Genomic DNA, 21,259 nt, shown 5'->3' with positions numbered 1-21,259 from the left:
GAGCAAGGGGGAATGCGGTTGAAATCCTTTCGCGGCTGGTTCAGGAACCTGGCGCTTGCGCGCAAGCTTATTCTTATCAATGTCGTGTTCATTGTGCTTCCGCTGGGACTGATGGGCTATTTCGCCTTTGCCCGTTTCACCGAAACGACCGAGCGCAAGGTAGGCGATTACCAGCTCCAGACACTGAAGCAGCTTACCCTGAATATCGATACCTATATGAATGAGCTGAACCGGCTGACCGTGATGCCCTATCAATATCCCAAGGTGACCGATTATCTGGCTACGAAGCGTGCCCCCGGCGAACCCCTGACGCTGGATGAGATCAGCGGACTCAACAGCTTCGTCACCCAGGTGTTTCTGAACGGCCGGGTCGATATTCTGGGCGTATCCCTGTATGGTACGGGCGGAGCTTCCTATGTGGTCATGCCGGAGAGCCAGTATGTCACGACTTACAAGCTGGATGAGAATGTAAGCTGGCTGAATAAGTTCAAGGGGCATTATGGACAGCCAGTCTATGTGGCCACGCATGATTTAAGGTCCAGCGGCGGAAATGTATATCAGGCCTTCTCCATCGTAAGGGAGCTGCGCAGCTTCGATGACGGAGCCACGCTCGGGTACATTGTCATTGATGTGGACCCCAAGTTCATCCGTGAGATTCTGTCGAAGGTAACGCTGGACCCCCAGGAGCTGCTGTACATTACGGATGATTCCGGCAACCTGGTTACCGGCAAGGATCACGGAATTCCGCAGGGAGTAGCTGATGGTTCCTTCGGCAGAACGGGCGAAGGGGTCAGCCATGTGAAGTCCGGGGGCGAAGGGCTGCTGGTCGCGCATGTCACCTCAGAGGTGACTGGCTGGACGACCGTGGGCGTTGTGCCGGTGTCCGGTCTGATGAAGGATACCGAGGTGCTGCGCACGTATCTTATTCTCATTGGCGTGATCTGTGTAGGCCTAGCCTTGCTGCTGTATGTGTTCATCGCCTACCGGATCACCCAGCCGCTGCGCAAGCTGAGCCGGCTGATGCGCAGTGTTGAGCGCGGCGATCTGAGTCAGGCTTTTCCGGTGAGCGGGACGGATGAGGTGGGGCTGCTGGGCCATTCGTTTAACGGCATGATTGCCAAGCTCAGCGAGCTGGGTTATCTGCTCTATGAGACGGAAATCCGCGAGAAGGATGCGCAGATTGCCGCGCTGCAGAGCAAGATCAATCCGCATTTTCTGTACAATACACTGGGCTCAATCAGTATGTATGCCGAGCTTGAGGGCAGCCCGGAGATTATAACCATGTCTAACAACCTGAGTAAGCTGCTGCGTTACAGTCTGAGCGGGCGCAAGGAGCATGTGACGCTGCAGGATGAGTTGGACCATGTAAGCGGCTATATGGCCATCCAGCAGATGCGCTATGAGGAACGGATTCAATTCACGATGAATATTGAGCCCTCCCTGCTGGACTGCGAGGTCATTCCGCTGATGATCCAGCCGCTGGTCGAGAATGCCATTAATCATGCGCTGGACCAGGGGGTGGGCAGGGGCGTGATTACATTGACCGCAGGCAGCAGCAATCAGGTGCTTACAATTACGGTCGAGGATGACGGCATCGGCATGAATGCGGAGGCGCTGGAGGCGCTCCGGCAGCATCTGCGGAATACGGAGGAGCTCGGGGGGCGCTCCGGCAACGGGCTGCTGAATGTCCACCGCCGGATCGTGCTGCATTACGGGGAGGAATACGGCCTCTCACTGGAGAGTATGCCGTATCAGGGCTTCAAGGCCGTGCTGAAGCTGCCGGTCATTCATCATCAGGGCAGAGCAAGGGAGGATGACGGGGTTGCCTAGAATATTGATTGTGGACGATGAATCGGTCTTCCGCAAAGGACTGCGCAAAATGATCACCAGCCTGGATAGCAACTGGGAGGTGGTTGGTGAAGCCAGCGACGGCTATGATGCACTCGACAAGCTGGCCGAGCTGTCTCCGGAGGTGCTGCTCACCGATATCCGCATGCCGCGGATGGACGGTATCCAGCTGCAGCAATTGGCTGCGGGACGCTTCAAGGATCTGATGACCATCGTGGTCAGCGGTTATGATGAATTCTCTTATGTGCAGCAGTCCATGCGCCAGGGGGCGAAGGACTATCTGATGAAGCCGGTGGAACGCCAGGAGCTGGGCCGTGTGCTGGAGCGGCTGGGGCAGGAGCTGGCCGAGCGTCACACGCAGTCTGCGCGAAGCGATCAGCCGTGGCAGGCGCAGCCTGTGCTGAAACGGCATGTGGCCGGTCATCTGGCGGACAGTCTGCTGAAAGGCAAGACAGCGGACAGCGACTTGCGGCTGCTGCGTGAGCTGGGCTTCGCCTTCGGTCATCCCTATTTCATCTGCATGGTCATCAAGCTGGATAAGCATTCCGTGGAGAAGGAGCGTTATCAGCGGGGAGATGCATCGTTGTTCCTCCTGTATATCCAGCAGGTCGTCCAGGAGATGATCGATCGTCAGGCCGTAGGGATAAGCTTCGTGCAGTCGGATACCGAGGTGGTTGCCCTGCTGAATACAGCAGACCCGCAGCATTCCCTGTCAGCGCCGGGAGCACTGGGGGACCTGATCCGCAGGCAGATCCGTTCCTTGTCCAATCTGACGGTGACGATCGGGGTCAGCAATCCGGCAGAAGGGCTGCCGGGAATCCCCAGAGCCTACAACGAGGCCGGAATTGCCCTCCTGTATCGGTTGATTGAAGGCGGTGACAAGCTGCTGGATTATGCCAAAATGAAGCAGCGCCCCAACGAAGGCAGCGGCCCCCTGAAGTGGTCCTGGGAGATCCTGGAGAAGTCGATTACCGGCGGAAGAGAGGCCGGCATCGGCCCTATTGTGGAGCAAATGATCGAGGAGCTGTGCAGCACGGCCGAATCACCCGAGAGCATTCACCAGCAAATCTGCAAGCTGCTGCTGTATTATTATGAATTGTCGGAGGAGCTTGGGGTTACCGAATCATGGCTGGGCTCGAAGGATATCCGCACCATCCTGTTCGAGGTGTGCAGCCTCTCTTCACGGCAGGAGCTTGCCGAGCAATGCCGTGGGCTGCTGCTCACCCTGACCGGCTGCATTGCCGAATCCAGAGAGATGAAGGATATCGATCCGGTCACTGTGGCCCAGCGCTACATTTCGCAGCATTATCATCATCCGCTGAGTCTCAAGGAGGTAGCGGATAAAGTATATTTGAACCCGGTGTATTTCAGCAATCTGTTCAAGCAGAAGACCGGCGTCACCTTTAGCGAATTTGTCACGCATATCCGCATGGAGGAGGCCCGCCGGAAGCTGGCCTTCACCGGGGAGAAGATCAGCAGAATCGCTGAGGAGACGGGCTTCGGCAACGTGCGTCACTTCAACCGTGTGTTCAAGAATTACAGCGGTCTATCGCCCAAAGCGTACAGGGACAGCTCGCGGAGGGTACAGACTGCTTCTATGGATGGCCTGAAGTGGCCAGCTGACGGACGTAGAGCAGGAGATTAAGGGCCTGCCGGCCTGCGACTGCACAGCGGAGCGCCGCTTGCGCTGATCCGCGCGATTGTGGAGCTAATGAAAATGGTGCATAAATTGCAACAATGTGTGTTAACCTGGGGCCTAGCTGATAGAAATCCTGCACAAATTACAACAATGTGCGCTCAGCAGAGGCTAATTTGAGGGGAATCCTGCAATAAATGCAACAATCCGCGTTATCTCGAGCCGAACTGACGGGAATCCTGCAATTAATACAACAATCAGCTATCGGCATCCGTAATCTGAAACTGGCGAGGGAGCATGCATAACCACACTCGCCTGTCCGGTGAGAAGCCGGGCCTGGAGCCAGTGTGTTAGCCCGGGGCTGTCTCATCCAGAATCACAACGCAATCGAACGAACAGCCTCCGCCGCTGTAACCAGCTGCTCGCTCCCCAGCTCCATATCCTTCAGCCGCAGCTTCTGCTCAGCGGCTTCGCTCTCTCCGACCATAATCACATAGCGGATGCCCTTGGCGCTGGCTGTGGCCAGCGTTTTTTTGAGCTTGCGCATGCCGGTGTCCACCGTGACCCGGATGCCTGCCGAACGCAGCGCAGCAGCAGCAACCAGCGCCTGCGGCATATACCCGCCGATCGGAACGATCAGAACGCCGGAACGCTCCGCCGCTGCCTGCTCCCGGCGTTCGCCCAGCAGGGCCATGATCGACTCCATGCCGAAGGAGATCCCCACGGTAGGGTATTCGATATCATCACGCCCCACGAGCTTGCCGATGATCGCGTCATATCTGCCCCCGCCGCCCAGGCTTGAGGGATAGCTGCCTGAAGCATCGAAGATTTCATAGACTGTCCCCGTGTAGAATGACAGCCCGCGTGACAGAAATGGATCGAAGACGCACATGTCCGCAAGTCCAACCGCATCAATCAGCTGCTGCAAGGCCTGCACTTCGAGCGTCCCCGGCAGCCCTTCAAGCTTATACCGCTCCACCAGTTCCTTGAATCCCGGGTTCTTCAGCTCCAGGAGCTCTGAGATCAGTGTAACCGTCTGAGCGGTTAGCTGCTTGTCCGTCAGCTCTGCCAACACCCCGCCGCTGCCGATCTTAGCCAGCTTGTCGAGGGTCAGCATCACCGAGAGCTGTTCCTCTGCCGGAACCCCGACCGCCCCGAGAATCTCACCCAGGAAGCGGCGGTTGTTCCACTTCAGCACAACCGGAATCGCAAGGCGGCGGAACGCCTCTGCGGCGAGCTGCATCAGCTCCGCTTCCGCCTGCGGGCCGGCAATACCGACGACATCGGCGTCACATTGCAGGAATTCGCGCAGGCGGCCTTTTTTGACCGGACCATCCCGGAACACCTTCCCGATCTCATATCGCCGGTAGGGGAATTCAATGCCCGGATTTAAGGCAATCACCTTGGCAAAAGGGATCGTCAGATCGTAACGCAGCCCCAGCCTGCGCCCGCCCTGATCGGCCAGCTGGTACATTTCGCGCAGAATCTCATCGCCCCCGGCGTATTTGGAGGTCAGCAGCTCCAGCTCATTCAGCAGGGTTGTATCCATCGATTCGAAGCCGTACAGCTCGAACAACTCCTGCAGCGTAGTGCGCACCTTCTGACGGATGGCCTGTTCCCGGCCGAAGTAATCGTAAGTTCCTTTAATATTTTGCATACAGCACAGCTCCTTTAGATGTGAATTCCGGTAAAATAAAAAACGCGCCGGACCCCATGGTCCTGCGCGCTTATCTATGCCGCAGGGAGGTCGAACGCGAAATGCGTTAGCCCTCCCTGAATGAATTCAGGTGTGCTAACGCTGCTTGTGATGATGAAGCTGATTCGTTATGATGGACAAGCGGTTCATGCGAATCAATTCCCTTCCGGCTGGATTACAGCATATTATAGCGGATCAGGAGCAACCGCGCAAGACCTGCATTATTTTCCATAAAGGAGCAATCATAATGAATCATACAGAGCTGATTACAGCAGCAGAGAACTTCGCGAAGGAGCAACTCGGCCAGGATACCACCGGCCATGACTGGTTCCATACTAACCGGGTGCGGAATACTGCGGCGCTGATCGCAAGAATGGAAGGGGCGAGTGTGGTCATCTGCACGATCGCTGCCTTGCTGCATGATGTAGCAGACGAGAAGCTGAACCCCTCCAAGGAGGCGGGGCTGCTCAAAGTACAAACATGGCTCACCGCACATCTGCCGGATGAAGCTGCTTGCAGGCATATTATGGAGATCATCGGGACAATGTCCTTCAGCGGCGGCGGGGGCGAGCCCATGTCAACGCTGGAAGGGCAGGTGGTCCAGGATGCGGACCGTCTGGATGCGCTCGGGGCGATCGGCATCACGCGGACGATGGTTTTCTCCGGTGCGAAGGGCCGTCCGGTCTATGATCCGGAGATTCCCCCGCGTGACGAATCGCTGAAGAAGGAATACCGCGATTATTCCAAGGGTACGGCGGTCAATCATTTTTATGAGAAGCTGCTGAAGCTGAAGGACCTCATGAACACCCCGTACGGCAAGCAATTGGCGGAGGAGCGGCACCGGTTCATGCTGATTTTTCTGGAGCAATTCGATAAGGAATGGAATCAGGGGGCGGAGTAGGTGTTATAATGGAATAATGCGCAAGATGGATGGAACGCGGGCTGGCCCCGCCTGAACCGGAACAATCAGCATAGAAGAGGTAGAATATAATATGAGTGAAGAACAAGTACAGTTTAGTGATTATGGTCTGAATGAGGAGATTATCCGCGCGCTGGAGGTTCTGAAGTATGTGGACCCCACCGAGGTACAGCGGAAGGTCATTCCTGTGGCGCTGAAGGCGCAGGATCTGATCGTCAAGTCTCAGACCGGCAGCGGCAAAACCGCAGCCTTTGCCATCCCGCTCTGCGAGCTTGCCGATTGGGCGGAGAACAAACCCCAGGCGCTCGTGCTGACCCCTACCCGGGAGCTGGCCCAGCAGGTGAGAGAGGATATTACGAACATCGGGCGCTTCAAGCGGATCAAGGCGGTAGCCTTGTTCGGCAAGCAGCCTTTTGCCCCTCAGAAGCTGGAGCTGACCCAGAAGACGCATGTCGTTGTAGGCACGCCGGGCCGTGTATTCGACCATATTGAGCGCGGTACGCTGAACCTGAGCCGGATACAATATCTGGTGATTGACGAAGCGGACGAAATGCTCAGCATGGGCTTCATCGAGCAGATCGAGAAGATCATTAAGCAGCTGCCCAAGGAACGTGTAACGATGCTGTTCTCGGCGACACTGCCGGAAGTGATCAAGAATCTGTGCCGGAAGTATATGACGGACCCGGTGGATATTGAGATTGAAGCCAGCGGAATTACGACAGCATCGATTGAACATGCCTTGATTGAGGTTGTACAAGCTGCCAAGTTCGGACTGCTCAGCGACCTGCTGACGGTGGAGAACTCGGATAGCTGTATTATTTTTTGCCGGACCCAGGAGCAGGTGAATGCCCTCTTCCGCGGGATGGCCGACCTCGAATATCCGGTGGACAAGATTCACGGCGGTATGGAGCAGGACGAGCGGTTTGAGGTGATGAATGCTTTTAAGCGGGGCCAGTTCCGTTATCTGATCGCCACCGACGTTGCAGCCAGAGGGATTGATATCGAGAACATCACCCATGTTATTAACTACGATATTCCGCTGGAAAAAGAGAGCTACGTCCACCGCACCGGACGGACTGCCCGCGCAGGCAAAAGCGGCAAAGCGATCACCTTCGTGACGCCGAATGAACACAAATGGGTCAGAGAAATCGAAGGCTATATCGGCTTCAGCCTGCCGGAGATGAAGGCTCCTTCGGACGATGCCGTAGCCTACGCCAAACCGGCCTTCGATCTGAAGCTGGGCAAGCAGCAGGTCCGCAAAGCCGGCAAAACCGAGGTCATGAACCAGGACATCATGAAGCTCTATTTCAATGGCGGCAAGAAAAAGAAGCTCCGCGCGGTGGACTTCGTCGGCACCATTGCGAAGCTTGAGGGCATTTCGGCTGAGGACATCGGGATCATCACGATTCAGGATAACGTGACCTACGTCGATATTCTGAACGGTAAGGGATCACTCGTGCTCCAGGCGATGAAGGAGACTACCGTGAAGGGCAAGCTGCTGAAGTGCCATATCGCTAAAAAATAAAAGGATGCTGTCTCATTGGCGATCACGACATTGGGGCAGCTTTTTTTTGACATTATGACAGATTGTCTAAGGCTGAATTAGTGTGCGGATTTCTTTGTCTACAATTCGGGTGTCCCCGGGCGAAAAAAATACTTCGACTCCATCATCGGCAAGAGAAAAAGCGTAGGCAATCGGCTGATCGGTGTAGTAGACTACTTTATAGTATTCTGGATCTCCTTCCTTATTTTGAGGGGTATAGTTTTGTGTGTTTTTCCCGCTTTCCAGCAGGTGAATGAACCGTTTGGCTTCACTGTCGGATAAAGTCCTGTAAGGCTTCACATTCTCCAGACGAAATAATTCAATTCGTTCTATTTTGTCTTTATTTATGTCTTTATAAGATTGCCGTACGTTTTTAGTGAAATCATCCTCTACATAGATGCGGTAGCCCCCAATGCTTGCTTCATCCATAGCAGCAATGACTTCATTGGTCTTAAAGCCTTCAACACGGTATAACGGGGTTCCCTTTTCTAAAAAGGCAGCATCCCCATCCTTTATCCGGTAATCCGGATTAGTGACAACATCCGCGACTTTAAAATCCACTTTACCAACAATCTCAGTAGTGACCTGACTTGGATTCTTAATTACGCGGTCCCAAGATCCGGAGTATGAAACTCCATTTATCTTAACAAAATCTACCCAATCAATTTCAGAGCTTCCCTTTATCCGATCCCCTTTCGAGCAGCCGGACAAGAGTACAACAACCGTTAACACGATGAGCATTTTAATTCTCATAGCATGGCCCCGCTTTCTTCAGAATCATAATAGATTAAGGAAATCCAGTAATTGTATTCTTAGACGAAAATATTCATCGGAGGTTGCAGCAGCCAAGCCAGCCAACGCAAAAAAACTTGCGAAATACAGCCAATGGCTGCATCCCGCAAGGGTATTCATGTGCAATGTCTTAAATTAATGCTGTTCCACATCAGGAGTATGCCCCTAGGCATTGTACTGCGCCTGATACAGGCGGCTGTACGTGCCTCCGGCGTTCACCAGCTCCTCGTGGCGGCCTTCCTCGGAGATGCCGTCCTCGCTGACAACAACGATCCGGTCAGCGTTCTTGATCGTCGTCAGGCGGTGGGCAATGACCAGCGTGGTGCGGCCCACCGACAGGTCGGCCAGTGACTGCTGGATTGCTGCTTCTGTCTCGGTATCGAGCGCAGAGGTCGCTTCATCCAGGATCAGAATCGGCGGATTCTTCAGGAACATCCGCGCGATGGCCAGGCGCTGCTTCTGTCCGCCGGACAGCTTGACGCCGCGTTCGCCGATCACAGTGTCCATGCCATTCGGCAGGCTGTTAATCAGCTCCTCCAGGCGGGCCTGACGGGCAGCCTGCCAGATTTCCGGCAGCCCTGCATCAAGCTTGCCGTAGGCAATATTCTCACGGATCGTGCCGGAGAAGAGGAACACGTCCTGCTGTACGATCCCGATCTGCTTGCGCAGCGAGCTGAGCTTCATATCCCGGATGTCGATCCCGTCGATGGAGATCGCGCCGCCGGTCACATCGTAGAACCGGGGGAGCAGGCTGCAGATGGTTGTTTTCCCCGCACCGGAGGGTCCGACGAAGGCAATCGTCTCACCGGCGTTAACGCTCAGGCTAATATCCTCCAGCACCTTGCGGTCGTCTTCATAGCCGAAGCTGACATTGCTGAAGCTGATATCCCCGCGAAGCGGGCCAACCGCTACTGCATCCGGTTTGTCAGCGATATCCGGCTCGGTATCAATGACTTCCAGATAACGTTTGAAGCCGGCAATCCCCTTCGGATAACTCTCGATTACAGCATTAATCTTCTCAATCGGCCGGAAGAAGACGTTGGACAGCAGAATGAAAGCGACGAATTCCCCGATTTCCAGCTCTCCCTGAATGAAGAACCACGCCCCGCAGACCATCACTACAATAGTGATCAGACGGGTCATCATATAGCTGACCGACGAGCTTTTGGCCATCAGCTTGTACGCCATCAGCTTGGTCTCGCGGAACTTCTGGTTGTCCACAGCGAACAGCTCTTTCTCGAATTCTTCATTGGCAAAAGACTGGACCACGCGGATGCCGCCGACATTATCTTCAATCCGAGCATTGAAGTTTCCTACGTTGCCGAATAGACGGTGATAGGTTTCAGTCATGCTGCGTCCGAAGTGGATAATGACCCAGGCCATAATCGGCACGATGATGAAGGTGATCACGGCCAGCTGAAGATTGATATCGGCCATCAGCACAAATGCACCGACCAGCGTCATGACGGCAATGAACACATCCTCCGGCCCGTGATGCGCGACTTCCCCGATATCGTTCAGGTCATTGGTTATTCTGCCGAGCAGGTGACCTGTTTTATTGTTGTCGAAGAACCGGAAGCTGAGCTTCTGGATATGATCGAACATTTTTTTTCGCATATTGGTTTCAATATTAATGCCCAGCATATGCCCCCAGTAGGTAACCACGTAGTTCATTGCTGTATTGAGCGCATAGATCCCGAGCAGGGCAACGCAGGCAATCAGAATCAGCGGCCAATCCTGGCCCGGCAGCAGATCATCAATGAATTTATTGACAGCCACCGGAAAAGCAAGCTCCAGCAGACCGGCACCCACCGCACAGGTGAAATCAAGGATAAACAGCTTCTTGTAAGGACGGTAATAGGAGAAAAAACGACGCAGCATCTCTTGTTCACTCTTTTCTGTAATATGTTATGTATCTGGTTATTGAGATTGATTCTCAACTGAACCTATGTTTAGGATACTAAAGCGGGTTACACGTTTTGTCAACGGTGAGAACATTTAAATTAGAAATATACTGCGGAATTCATTGCCGTTTAACCCATACCGAAAAGCGGTTTTATACATATTTTAACAGTATACGGGCATAAAGGAGGAGTTAACATGAGCGAAAATATTGGGGGATACGGCGGAGTCTTCACTTCAACTGGAGCGATTCTGGTTCTATTCATCCTGCTCGTCATCATCACTAAATCCTTCTGTCTCTAATTCTGTTTCACTTGTTGCCCTGCCGCCGGCCCTGAGACCGGCGGTTTTCTTCTGCCTAGGAGGCTGCTCCATCAAGCGATATGGTATAATGAAATAATGCGCCTTGGTTGAAGGGCGTAATACATATAGCGGCTGTATTCCCTGACAAGCCCCGGGCTTGACGGGTGCTTTGCTGCGACCTGGAGGTACAACATGAAGCTCGGCCGTGAAAATAACAAGAGGACAAGCCCGGCCTTGTCCTCATCTGCTGCGGATATCCGCAGCAGATGGATGCTCGTCACCGGAATCATCTGTGTGGCCGCTGCCCTGCGCGCCCCGTTCACTTCCGTCGGACCTCTGCTGGAGATGATCCGGGATGACCTGGGGGTGTCGAATACTCTGGCGGGAGCGATTACGACTTTACCTTTACTGGCTTTTGCCCTGCTGTCACCGTTTGCGCCCCGGCTGGCCCGCAAGCTGGGATTGCCCAATATCCTGGTGCTGGCCATGCTCACGCTGTCCATGGGAATTCTGGTTCGTTCGGCTTCCGGCACGGTAACCTTCTTCGCAGGTACGGCGATGATCGGTCTGTCGATTGCCGTCTGTAATGTGCTGCTGCCGGGACTGATCAAGGGGAAATTTCCGCACCGCATCGGTCTGATGACCGGAATCTATACCGTGTCCATGAACATATGTGCAGCGGCTGCTTCGGGGCTGAGTGTTCCCTTGGCCACCCGTGCGGGGCTGGGGTGGAGAGGGACGCTGGCGCTCTGGTTCATGATTGCTGCACTGGCTACGATTTTCTGGATTCCGCAGCTGAAGAGTCTGGGGTCAGGGCAGGCAGGCACTGCATCCCCTTCAGCGGCAAGGGTCTGGCGCTCCCCGCTCGCCTGGCAGGTTACGCTGTTCATGGGGCTGCAATCCCTGCTCTATTATGTGCTGATTGCCTGGTTCTCGGTGATCCTAGGTGAGCGGGGGATGTCTGCCGGCCATGCCGGCTGGATTCTCTCGCTGATGCAGCTGGCCCAGCTGCCGTTCACCTTCTTCGTGCCCCTCTGGGTGGGAAGGATGAAGAGCCAGCGGCTGCCGGTGGTGATAACTTCGGTTCTGTTTATCACGGGCATCCTTGGCGTCTGGCTGGGCAGTACCGCACTGATGGCATTATGGGCTATCTGCATAGGGATTGCCGGGGGCTTCGCCTTCGGTCTGGCGATGATGTTTTTCAGCCTGCGCACCCGGACCACACAAGAAGCCAGCGAGCTGTCAGGGATGGCTCAGTCTGCCGGATATTTGCTGGCGGCGGCGGGACCTGCACTGTTTGGCCTGCTGCATGATGCTGCGGGGAGCTGGAATGTACCGCTTGCGCTGCTTGCCTTAGCAAGCGTACTGCTGTTCGCAGCCGGTATGGGAGCCGGACGCGACAGATATGTGGGAGACCGGTTATAAACGATGGGCTCCGTCAGCTTGGCGGGGTCAAACTATAAGTTTGTATAAGATTTTCGCTGAGAAAGTGCATTGAAAGCTGATCCTGGCATGCTACTATTGTGTTTAAGATCATCTGAGAATGATTATCAATGAAATTAGACACAGGAGTGAAGAGAGACATGAACAATTGGGGCCTGAAAATCATTTGGACCGCTGTACTTATCCTGGCAATGTCAGCTATCGCGGCCTGCGGAACGAATAACAAGGCTGCGGACAGCAAGGAAGTCCAGACAGGAAATGCGGCAGCTGCCAGTGCAGCTCCTGCAGAGACTGGCGGAGCGGCAGCTTCAGAAGGGGCAACACGGACGGTAACCGGGGAATTCGGGGAGGTGGAGATTCCGGCGAACCCTCAGCGGGTAGCGGGAATCTACGTGGAAGATTACTTGAAGGCGCTTGGCGTCACCCCGGTGGTGCAGTGGTACCATCCCAGCTGGGGCAAGCAGGATTATCTGAATCTGGATGTGCCTGAATTTGATATCAGCGGCAGCATAGAAGCGCTGCTCGATAAGAAACCGGATCTGATCATTACCGATGGCGGTGCAGATGCCGCTAAGGTTGAGCAGTATTCCCTGGTAGCCCCAACCTACCGCCTGCCGGAGAGCGTATTGCAGGATTCAAGGCTAATCCTTACAGCGGTTGCAGACGCGCTCGGTATTCCTGAGAAGGGGAAGGCTGTACTGGCCGAATATGACCAGAAGGTAGCAGACGGCAAAGCCGCATTGCAGCAGGCCTTGGGACAAGAGAAGGTGGCTGTGATCCGGCTTAATGTGGCAGACAAAACCGTTGCTCTTTTTGGAGTCAAAAACCGTTTTACCGGTGTGCTCTATAATCAATTCGGTCTGACACCTGTCCCTATGGCCGCTGAGATGACGGAATTTCAGTCGATCATCTCCGAAGAAGTGATCCCCGAGCTTGAAGCGGATCATATCATTGTGTTCCCTGACAACGGGAATTGGGATACTGCGGCCAACCAGGAGGCGATCCAAATTCTCGATGCCCCTCTGTGGAAGAACCTGCCTGCGGTCAAGAACGGAAACATTTACAGGATGGAGCGTTCGCACTGGCAATCAGGGGGGATTACGGCCAACCAGATGAAGCTGGATGATCTGCTTAAGGTAATGGTGAAGTAATTCAGCGTTAAGCGACGGTGAGTCTATAAGCGAGAAGAAGGTCTATCCGCAAGGTTGATAGATCTTCTTTTTTGTTTTACACTGGAGTATATGATAATGATTCTCAGTCAGGAGGGGCGGCAGAATGACCGAACAGTTGCAGGAACACACCAGGAGAAGGCTGCTCCACAGCCTGATGAATATAGAAGCGGTGACCCGGTCCCCATCCGGGAATGAACAGATCGAAGTCTATCCGGAGCATACCTTAATTATTGTGTCCGAAGGGCAGGGGTGGCTGAAGGCAGAAGACAGAAGGTACTTTTTGGACAAAGGGGCCGGGTTCCTGATCGAAGCCGGATCACTGAACCGGATTCAGGCCGGCGAGCAGGGGATCAGCTGGTACCGGATGGAGTTCGCGCTGATTCCCGCAGGGCACGTCAAGCTTGGCACCGGAGATAAGGGGCAGGAGGAACATGCAGAATATTTGCTCTGCCCGGGATATCTGGATTGCCGGCCGTTCTCCCAGTGTGCCCTGCTGCTGAATTCCATCTATTATAGCTTCCGGCGCCCGGAGGATGTGGAATGGTTCGCGGCCCAGACCCGGTTCCAGGAGCTGCTGCTGTTGATTATGCGGGCGAATACTCCGGTACTGAAGGCTAAGGATGACCGTGAGGCCGTGCAAGCCTCGATCCGCTATATGGAAGAGCATTGCAGTGAACCGTTATCTGTCGATCAGCTGGCTGAGATTGCAGGGATCGGGCGTGCGCGTTATACGCAGATTTTCAAAGAAATTACGGGCCGGATGCCCTTGGAGCACCTGAACGGTCTGCGTATTGAACGGGCACAGCAGCAGCTTCTGCTGACCCGGGACCGGCTGCATGAGGTGGCCCTGGCTGCAGGCTACAGCAATGAGTATTATTTCAACCGGCGCTTCAAAAGAACAGTAGGGGTGACTCCCGGACAATACAGAAGCCTCCATCAGGAGGGCGTCCGGGTATTTGCCCCTTTTCTGGAGGATTATCTGCTGGCACTCGGCATTACTCCGGTCGTGCAGTATTGCCATGCCAAGTGGGGCAAGCAGGAATACCTCGGGCTGGATCAGGTTCCGGCGTTCGATATCTCCAGCGGAGACTGGCAAGGACTCATCCGTTACAGTCCTGAGCTGATTATGCTGGATGACGGCTTCCAGCGCTGGCAGCTGGGGGAATGCAGCCGTGTCGCCCCGCTGTTCCGGCTCCCGTTCCACCAGGAGGACTGGCGTGCCACGCTCCGCAGCGCAGGTGCAGTCTTCGGGAGAACGGGTCGGGTGCAGGAGGTCATCAGCGAATATGAACAGCAAGCCCGTCAGGCCAGGCGGCTGCTCAGCCGCAGCGTCCGGGGGCAGACAGTGGCACTGCTGCGGATTTCTGCCCATGGCATTGCCCTGTATGGCAGTGAGCATCTGGGATATGCAGCGGGTGTCCTCTATGAAGATCTGGGGCTGGGGCGGCATCCCCTGGTACGGCAGCTCACCCGTGGACAGAAGTGCGTGAGCCTGAGCCCTGAAGAGCTGTCCGGCCTGAACGCAGATCATTTGTTCATTACGTTCGACCGGCAGGAAGGTGAGGGGCGGGAACTGCTCGATACCCCAATCTGGAGAAGCCTGCCTGCGGTGCGTAACCGCTGCGTGTACGAGGTGGATTTCATGGCCTGGATGAATTACGGTGTCCTGTCGCATCAGCGGAAGATCACGGATGTGCTGAAGGTATTGGCTTAAGGCACACCTCCCTACAGAAATACACACAAAAAAAGCTTGCAATTCCCGGCCAAAGAGAGTATATTCTTAATTACGGTGATTGAATCACTGTAATACATAATATGCGGTCATGGCGGAATTGGCAGACGCGCTGGCTTCAGGTGCCAGTGATAGCAATATCGTGGAGGTTCGAGTCCTCTTGACCGCATCATAGCTTACAATACAGGTTCTTGCTTGGCATTTATGCCAGCAGGGACCTGTTTTTGTTTGTCTATTTTTTAAGATCCTTTTTAGGTTGAACTTGAAAATAGAAAGACAGGGAAAAGTGGCGGAGGGGAATTTTGGAACTGTAGGAGCGATAGCGTCCGCCTTTGTCTGCGGATTTCCACCACGAACAGCGGTATACAATCAAGAAATCTGCAGACAACAGCGGCCGGAGGGCCAAACATTCTCTGGAGTCACGGCAATCCCATACTAGTAAAACTACAAGTTTAATCTATATAGTTCTTTTCCCACTGTAATCAATCCAATAAAAATCCTATACATATCATAAAAATGTGAGTTAGAAGCCGGAACCCTGAGGCTGTATCATAACTAGTAAGCAATCTGTTTAATTAAAATTCATGATGCGAGGAGAACGGTGATATGCTGGATACCATTGTGCGGATCTTGAGTGAAATTAAGAACAATCCAGAGCTGTTGCTCACTGCCACTGAAACCACCGATATAGTGAATGATGTAGGTCTGGATTCCCTGCAGATGATTAATTTCATTCTCCGGATCGAAGACGAATTTGAAATTGAGTTTGATTTTGATCATTTTGCCTATGAGGATTTCCAGTCGATCGGGGATTTCATGGGGTTCATCACAGCCACGCAAACCGCTTCTTAAGGGGGCTTCATTATGAAGCCAACCGTGGTTCTAGGCACCTTTGATTCCGAGGCGTGGTGGCGGAGTCCGAATAGATCTATGCTTCCTTCTATGAGCAGCAGCCAAGCAGTGACGATGGGCATGGATGAATTGTTGTTTCCGTTATGCAAGGAGCAGGACATTCTGTTCACCCGGCAGCCCATGGACGAGCAGCTTAGAAGCTATTTATCGCAGCTCGGCTATACCTTCACCCATGTTCATTGCAGAAATCCCGTTCATGCAGATGACTACAGAATGCATGTGTTCGATCTTCTAATGGCTGATGCAAGCTACTACCAGCAGCTACTCCCGCAAGAGGCTCTGATCTCTCCCTATTCTATACTGTCCGATACCAGTGAGTTAGTGCGCAGGTTCAATGTCGGTAATCAGTTTCCCTCCTTAGATACAGTTCGAGCTGTGAATTCAAAGATCTATTCTCATGAACTAAGACAAAGATTGGGCATTCGCAATATGTCCTCTATAGCTGACAGCTCGGAGGAACTGCTGGCCCTGGGCTCGGAGCTGCTACGGACTGGACAAGTGCTGGTGAAGGACCCTCTGGGTGTCTCAGGCCGGGGCAATATGTTGATTTCGGGCGATAGAATGCTGAAGAGAATTGCGGCCTATCTGCAAGAGCAAGAGAATCGAGGCAAACAAACACAATTCATTATTGAACCCCTGCTTGATAAAACGGAGGATTTCTCCTGTCAGCTGTTCATAACAGAGCAGGGGGAAGTGGAGTTGTTCTCTGTTCAACGAATGGTAAACGAAGCCTTCTCTTATGTAGGCTCCTATCCTGCCGGTTCCGGGTTTACCCGGTCTCTCCGGGACAATGATTATTACAGCATTATGGAAGAAGCCTGCAAGGACTTGTTCATGGCAGGCTATCACGGAGAGGTATGTATAGATTCCATGCTGCTGGCAAGCGGTGAGCTGGTGCCCATCGTTGAGATTAATGCCAGAAAGTCCATGGGGCTGATTAATCATCATCTCAATAACTATTTACAGCAGTATTCCTTGTCCAGCTTTTTGACCTTTATCTCGGCAGGCTGCTCTACGGAAGTTACCATGCTTCATATTATCGAGGCTCTAGGTGCCAACAAATTGTTGTTTACGCAAGAGAACAGGCATGGAATTATACCGCTGGGTGCAAACACGCTGTTCGGCTCCGGTAATACCGCATTCGCTGAGGCGGAGTCTGAATGGCGGAAGGGGAAGCTTTATGTAGCTGCTTCCTATGCCTCTGATGTGAGTGAAGCATTAACTCTAGTCCAGCGGGTGAAGGACGTCTTGAAGTCTCTGGCGATTAAGATTTATAACTGACCCGTCTTTATTGTGAAAAGAGGGAGCTGACCAATGATTACCCTTTTATGCTCATCTGTCGCTTTGGGGGTATATACGCCCGCGGTCCTGTTACGTGAGGAGCTAAGCGGGTACTATGAGGCCGATCTGGAAGTGCTGGAAAGACTGTATCCGCCCGAGACAAGACTGAAATTAACCGAGAACAAGAAGGTTTTCTCTAAGAGGTTTGAAGTAGCCAAGCTGGGTCACAGAATGATCAGGGATATCACGCCGAATCTGGACCCGCAGCTGGTAACCCGGCTTCTAGGCAAGTGGGCTGAAGAGAACCGGAGGGTATTTATGGTTTTCTCGGGGTTTTGGATGCCCATTCTGGAAGAGTACGCGAAGAGTTACCGTAAGGATGTCCATGTGGAGCTGATTCATATGGATGCGGTCATATCCCCTTCGTGGAAGCTGTATTCCAACAATATCCGAAATGATCTATTTACAGTGAACGATGTCTGGCTTTTTGACGGGGCGGCTGGGCGGGTGAATTACACTATTTCCATGGGTCATGCTGCCCCTAAGGACTATAAGGAACGTGACAACCGGCTCGTCATCCATGGCGGCGGCTGGGGAATGGGGACCTACAAGGAGACGGCAGCAGAGCTGAATCACTCCCTGGATTTGAACATCGTCATTCATGAGCTCACGGATGATCAGGCCTATGGAGCCGGCCACCGTTACTACATGGTGAAGCCGGGCTGGTCGCCCTGGATGAAGAATGAAGAGAATGAATATACCCTGCCGCCGTTCGGCGAAGTGATCCATCAGCGCTTTAACGAGGATACCGGGGTGAAGCATAGCTTCTATCAGCTGATCTGTAACTCGAAGGCTATTATTAGCAAGCCGGGCGGAGGAACCCTGCTGGATTCGCTGGAATCCTTCACGCCGGTTATTTTCCTGGAGCCGCTGGGTGAGCATGAAGCCTGCAACGCCGAGCTATGGGAGCGGCTGGGTTTTGGCATAAGGTATGAGCACTGGATGAGTATGGGCTGTCCGCTTGAGATTTTGGAGGCATGTAGTGAGAACTTAAGAAGCTATAAAACTCAGGTGTTAAATTATGGGAGGTGCTTTCATGAGACAGCCGCAAACATCGGTAGTGCTCGACCGGGATTCCTTTGAACGGTTAAAGAAAACCATTAAGCATATGTCGGTCACGCACAAACAGGTTCATCTCAATCCTACGTATTCTACGAATCTTCCGGTCGAGGTCGGGCTTAAATTAACCAATGGCTGCAATCTGCGCTGCAAGCATTGCTTTGAATGGAACGCTGAGGGGTATCACCGGGATCTGGGCAGAGCCGAGCAGAGGGAAGAGCTTGATTTCGCTGTGATTGAAAAAGTGTTCCGGCAAACCAAAGAAACGAACGCCAATATGTTCCTTTGGGGAGGAGAGCCTCTGTACTACAGCCGGTTCAATGAACTGGCCGACCTGCTGGAGCAGGACCCCAGGTGGACGGTGTTATGCACCAACGGCATTCAAATCATCGAGAAGCTGGATTCCATCCTCAAAATGTCCAAAAGTCTGGTCTGTCTGATCAGTCTGGAAGGCTTCGAAGCGGAGAACGATGCGATCCGGGGAAAGGGCACCTTCAGGAAGGTGATGGCGGGCATTGATAAGCTGCTGGAGCTGGAGAAGGAAGGAATCTACCAGGGGAAAATCTCCATCCATCTGACCATTAGCGATGTCATGATCGATAAGCTGTATGATTTTGTGGAGTTTTTTGAGAATAAGGGGATTGACTCGGTGTATATTACCTTCCCGTGGTATTTGCCGGATGAGGTATCGAATAATATGGACCGTTATTTCAACGAGCATTTCAAGTGGCTGGCGGATGATCTGGAGGAAGGGCACCGCAACAGCTGGCATTCGTTTAAATATAAAATTTCGCCCGACAGGATCGATCCGTTGCTTGCGCAGATGGAGAGAATTAACCAGCGAACCTGGAATTTAAGAACACGGTATCAGCCCGCGCTCGAACTGGATGAAGTACGGGACTTTGTACTCGGTTCAGAGAAGCCTGCCCAGAATAAAACGCAATGCTTGTCGATCCGCACCAGACTGGATGTGCTGGCTGACGGTGAAGTCAGTGCGTGCAAATTATTTCCGGAGTTCTCCCTGGGGAATCTGGCCGATCAGGATCTCAAAGAGATATGGGATGGCGACAATTTTGAAAGGGTCCGGGAAACCCTGCAATGCGGCCTGATGCCGGTATGCTCCAAATGCATTCTGCTGTATCTTCACGGAAAATAAGGATGGAAGCTATCACGAAGAATTCCGCTGTGAGCCGAAAACTGACGGATTGGACAGTTCCCTTTGGCCCTTATGATTGTTTGTTGAATGCGGTTACATTGTGGCTGTCTGTCCATCATGCCGATCCGAATCCGCTGTACAGGTATAATTTCTCCATTAATTATTATGCTGGCTATGACTGGTTCGACAGTTCGGTGCCGGTGAATGAGCTGTTTAGCTTCATCCTTCGTGCTTATGGGGTTGAATGCAAGCCTTGCCGTTTAGAATCGTTGGATAAGGGACGCACGTATCTGCTTCCGGTAGACGCTTTTTATGTGCCCTACATGAAGGAATTTTACGGGAAGGACCATATGCTGCATTATGTGCTTGCGGAAGCGGCAGACGACCAGAGCCTGAGAATAACAGATCCTTATTTTGCAACAAGCCTATTGGCCGACAGAACTTGCGTGGAGCAGGCCTGGCGCACCTTCAGTGAACCGGTTATCGAAATCAGCCCGCCTCTCAGCCTGAGGCCTGACCTGAACGCTATCCGGCCTTACTTAACTGCACAGCCCTATGAAGAGCTGCTCCCCCGCACCTTTGCCCGGATTTCGGAACGGATCATGGATGTTGGAGCCTATAGGCAGCCGGAGAATTTAATGGATGACCCTGTGTTCAAGCAACAGTTTGGCTGCATCCGCACGATTGCCCTATCGCGGTTAAGGCATTTCGGCACCTGCAGCACCATGGATGTTGCTCACCACGGCTCAGCCTGGAGGAAGCTTGAAGTGAGCTTTATGAAGATGACCCTGAATATGGACAGAGGGTTAACCGCTACCGTGAAGCAATTGAAGCAGATTGCGGAGGATGAGCTGGTTTATTTACATTCCTATGCAACAGGAGGATGATGATGCCGGAAGAAACCAGGTATGAGCAGATCCAACGGATGTTCTGGGAGAAGCGGGTGGAGGCGGTCCAATTGCTTAGACGGGCGCTTAAAGAGCAGGTGGAGCAGATTGAGATTCATAAGGATGAGACCCGGATCAGGCTTACAGATGGGAGACGGTTTCATTGGGATCTCGGACATGTGAACAGTCTCGGATTCCTGATGCGGGATGGATATGTCGAGCGGGAAGAGAGCCGGTTATTGTCTATTCTGATCCGTGAAGGATTTGAAGTATTGGATATCGGGGCGAATTATGGATGGTATTCCACGTTATTCGCACAAGCGGTGGGGCCGGGGGGCAGAGTTCATAGCTTTGAGCCGGTAAGCCCTACCTTCTCTGAACTGGCAAGAAACATCCAATTAAATAAGCTGCAGAATGTAGTGTTGAATCAGCTTGCGCTGTCGGACTATAACGGGGAAGCTGAGATCTATCTGCCTGTACAAAGCGGATCTGAGGATGCTGCGTTAATCATTGACCCGGCCTTGCAGCATGAAACCTACCATTGCCGGGTACAAACTCTGGATACGTACATTGAGCAGCAGCATATCAGCCATATTGACCTGGTCAAAATCGATATTGAAGGCGGCGAATTAAAAGCATTAAAGGGAATGGAACAGTATTTACAGCGGCATCATGAGAAGCCCCTGCTCATGCTGGAAGCGACGGAGGTTCTGGCTTTGCGGTTCGGGAATTCGATAAGTGATGTATTCCGGTTTTTGAAGCAGTATCAGTATCAGCTCTTTCAACTGTCCGCAGAGGAGCTTGTTGAGCTGGATAGCGCTGCGGAAGTGCAGGTACAGAATATATTTTGTCTGCAGCCGGAGCATATCCGGAGGTACAGCCCGTTCATCAGATTGATAACCATTGCAAAGTAGGGAT

Annotated in this window: 18 protein-coding genes and 1 tRNA gene; 16 read left to right on the top strand and 3 right to left on the bottom strand. The window is 53.1% G+C overall.

Annotated features, from left to right (window positions below):
- The first annotated feature begins 18 nt into the window (after positions 1–18).
- Together C173_RS12835 and C173_RS12830 are read left to right on the top strand one after the other, a co-directional pair.
- The gene (locus C173_RS12835; protein ID WP_235191878.1) at positions 19–1,830 is read left to right on the top strand and encodes a cache domain-containing sensor histidine kinase; all 1,812 of its coding nucleotides are present in this window, start codon (positions 19–21) and stop codon (positions 1,828–1,830) included.
- Positions 1,823–3,493, top strand: a complete 1,671-nt coding sequence (locus C173_RS12830) for a response regulator (RefSeq protein WP_051478013.1) — start codon at positions 1,823–1,825, stop codon at positions 3,491–3,493. The genes C173_RS12835 and C173_RS12830 overlap by 8 nt, the downstream gene beginning before the upstream one ends.
- Positions 3,494–3,860: 367 nt before the next feature.
- On the opposite strand, the gene C173_RS12825 is transcribed toward C173_RS12830, so the two are convergent.
- The gene (locus C173_RS12825; protein ID WP_036725343.1) at positions 3,861–5,141 is read right to left on the bottom strand and encodes a histidine--tRNA ligase; all 1,281 of its coding nucleotides are present in this window, start codon (positions 5,139–5,141) and stop codon (positions 3,861–3,863) included.
- A 120-nt stretch (positions 5,142–5,261) separates the two neighbouring features.
- Between C173_RS12825 and C173_RS34980 the strand changes: the two genes are divergently transcribed.
- The 3 genes from C173_RS34980 to C173_RS12815 all read left to right on the top strand — a co-directional run bounded on the left by C173_RS34980 (position 5,262) and on the right by C173_RS12815 (position 7,624).
- Positions 5,262–5,414 (top strand): hypothetical protein, encoded by a 153-nt coding sequence (locus C173_RS34980; RefSeq protein WP_235191877.1) that lies wholly within the window; start codon positions 5,262–5,264, stop codon positions 5,412–5,414.
- A 13-nt stretch (positions 5,415–5,427) separates the two neighbouring features.
- On the top strand, positions 5,428–6,081 hold the full coding sequence (locus C173_RS12820) for an HD domain-containing protein (RefSeq protein ID WP_036725340.1): 654 nt from the start codon (positions 5,428–5,430) through the stop codon (positions 6,079–6,081).
- 91 nt (positions 6,082–6,172) lie between these two features.
- Positions 6,173–7,624 carry a DEAD/DEAH box helicase gene (locus C173_RS12815; protein WP_036725338.1) on the top strand — a complete coding sequence of 484 codons (1,452 nt, stop codon included), beginning with the start codon at positions 6,173–6,175 and terminating at the stop codon, positions 7,622–7,624.
- 66 nt (positions 7,625–7,690) lie between these two features.
- Here C173_RS12815 and C173_RS12810 read toward each other — a convergent pair whose 3' ends face one another.
- Together C173_RS12810 and C173_RS12805 are read right to left on the bottom strand one after the other, a co-directional pair.
- Complete coding sequence (locus C173_RS12810; RefSeq protein WP_036725335.1) at positions 7,691–8,395, bottom strand: hypothetical protein; 705 nt, start codon at positions 8,393–8,395, stop codon at positions 7,691–7,693.
- 204 nt (positions 8,396–8,599) lie between these two features.
- Complete coding sequence (locus C173_RS12805; RefSeq protein ID WP_036725333.1) at positions 8,600–10,315, bottom strand: ABC transporter ATP-binding protein; 1,716 nt, start codon at positions 10,313–10,315, stop codon at positions 8,600–8,602.
- Between the two features lie 219 nt (positions 10,316–10,534).
- Between C173_RS12805 and C173_RS34975 the strand changes: the two genes are divergently transcribed.
- The 11 genes from C173_RS34975 (at position 10,535) to C173_RS12755 (ending at position 21,255) form a co-directional block, all read left to right on the top strand.
- A complete protein-coding gene (locus C173_RS34975) occupies positions 10,535–10,639 on the top strand; it encodes a YjcZ family sporulation protein (protein WP_209874443.1) in 105 nt (34 codons plus the stop codon).
- A 192-nt stretch (positions 10,640–10,831) separates the two neighbouring features.
- Positions 10,832–12,064, top strand: coding sequence for a CynX/NimT family MFS transporter (locus C173_RS12800; protein WP_036725331.1), 1,233 nt, complete (start codon positions 10,832–10,834; stop codon positions 12,062–12,064).
- A gap of 158 nt (positions 12,065–12,222) precedes the next feature.
- Positions 12,223–13,233, top strand: a complete 1,011-nt coding sequence (locus tag C173_RS12795) for an ABC transporter substrate-binding protein (RefSeq protein ID WP_036725329.1) — start codon at positions 12,223–12,225, stop codon at positions 13,231–13,233.
- 124 nt (positions 13,234–13,357) lie between these two features.
- Entirely contained in the window at positions 13,358–14,968 is a 1,611-nt protein-coding gene (locus tag C173_RS12790) for a helix-turn-helix domain-containing protein (RefSeq protein WP_036725327.1), read from the top strand.
- A gap of 103 nt (positions 14,969–15,071) precedes the next feature.
- Positions 15,072–15,155 (top strand) — tRNA-Leu (locus C173_RS12785).
- Between the two features lie 437 nt (positions 15,156–15,592).
- Positions 15,593–15,838 (top strand): acyl carrier protein, encoded by a 246-nt coding sequence (locus C173_RS12780; RefSeq protein ID WP_036725325.1) that lies wholly within the window; start codon positions 15,593–15,595, stop codon positions 15,836–15,838.
- Between the two features lie 12 nt (positions 15,839–15,850).
- Positions 15,851–17,179, top strand: a complete 1,329-nt coding sequence (locus C173_RS12775) for a hypothetical protein (protein WP_036725323.1) — start codon at positions 15,851–15,853, stop codon at positions 17,177–17,179.
- A gap of 33 nt (positions 17,180–17,212) precedes the next feature.
- Positions 17,213–18,322 carry a hypothetical protein gene (locus C173_RS12770; protein ID WP_036725320.1) on the top strand — a complete coding sequence of 370 codons (1,110 nt, stop codon included), beginning with the start codon at positions 17,213–17,215 and terminating at the stop codon, positions 18,320–18,322.
- Complete coding sequence (locus C173_RS12765) at positions 18,276–19,454, top strand: radical SAM protein (protein ID WP_036725319.1); 1,179 nt, start codon at positions 18,276–18,278, stop codon at positions 19,452–19,454. The genes C173_RS12770 and C173_RS12765 overlap by 47 nt, the downstream gene beginning before the upstream one ends.
- A gap of 29 nt (positions 19,455–19,483) precedes the next feature.
- Entirely contained in the window at positions 19,484–20,341 is an 858-nt protein-coding gene (locus C173_RS12760; protein WP_155991421.1) for a hypothetical protein, read from the top strand.
- Between the two features lie 2 nt (positions 20,342–20,343).
- Positions 20,344–21,255 carry an FkbM family methyltransferase gene (locus tag C173_RS12755; protein WP_036725316.1) on the top strand — a complete coding sequence of 304 codons (912 nt, stop codon included), beginning with the start codon at positions 20,344–20,346 and terminating at the stop codon, positions 21,253–21,255.
- The last annotated feature ends 4 nt before the right edge of the window (positions 21,256–21,259 follow it).

The organism is Paenibacillus sp. FSL R7-277, from assembly GCF_000517965.1.
GTDB lineage: Bacteria > Bacillota > Bacilli > Paenibacillales > Paenibacillaceae > Paenibacillus_AQ > Paenibacillus_AQ silagei.
Note: the sequence above shows the minus strand (reverse complement) of the source record. Positions and strands in the feature narration are given on the sequence as shown.

Coding starts and splice junctions, on each gene's coding strand:
- C173_RS12825 (WP_036725343.1), bottom strand. CDS start 5,141: ATGCAAAATATTAAAGGAACTTACGATTACTTCGGCCGGGAACAGGCC.
- C173_RS12790 (WP_036725327.1), top strand. CDS start 13,358: ATGACCGAACAGTTGCAGGAACACACCAGGAGAAGGCTGCTCCACAGC.
- C173_RS34975 (WP_209874443.1), top strand. CDS start 10,535: ATGAGCGAAAATATTGGGGGATACGGCGGAGTCTTCACTTCAACTGGA.
- C173_RS12820 (WP_036725340.1), top strand. CDS start 5,428: ATGAATCATACAGAGCTGATTACAGCAGCAGAGAACTTCGCGAAGGAG.
- C173_RS12810 (WP_036725335.1), bottom strand. CDS start 8,395: ATGAGAATTAAAATGCTCATCGTGTTAACGGTTGTTGTACTCTTGTCC.
- C173_RS12755 (WP_036725316.1), top strand. CDS start 20,344: ATGCCGGAAGAAACCAGGTATGAGCAGATCCAACGGATGTTCTGGGAG.
- C173_RS12770 (WP_036725320.1), top strand. CDS start 17,213: ATGATTACCCTTTTATGCTCATCTGTCGCTTTGGGGGTATATACGCCC.
- C173_RS12805 (WP_036725333.1), bottom strand. CDS start 10,315: ATGCTGCGTCGTTTTTTCTCCTATTACCGTCCTTACAAGAAGCTGTTT.
- C173_RS12815 (WP_036725338.1), top strand. CDS start 6,173: ATGAGTGAAGAACAAGTACAGTTTAGTGATTATGGTCTGAATGAGGAG.
- C173_RS12775 (WP_036725323.1), top strand. CDS start 15,851: ATGAAGCCAACCGTGGTTCTAGGCACCTTTGATTCCGAGGCGTGGTGG.
- C173_RS12765 (WP_036725319.1), top strand. CDS start 18,276: ATGAGACAGCCGCAAACATCGGTAGTGCTCGACCGGGATTCCTTTGAA.
- C173_RS12780 (WP_036725325.1), top strand. CDS start 15,593: ATGCTGGATACCATTGTGCGGATCTTGAGTGAAATTAAGAACAATCCA.
- C173_RS12795 (WP_036725329.1), top strand. CDS start 12,223: ATGAACAATTGGGGCCTGAAAATCATTTGGACCGCTGTACTTATCCTG.
- C173_RS34980 (WP_235191877.1), top strand. CDS start 5,262: ATGAATTCAGGTGTGCTAACGCTGCTTGTGATGATGAAGCTGATTCGT.
- C173_RS12800 (WP_036725331.1), top strand. CDS start 10,832: ATGAAGCTCGGCCGTGAAAATAACAAGAGGACAAGCCCGGCCTTGTCC.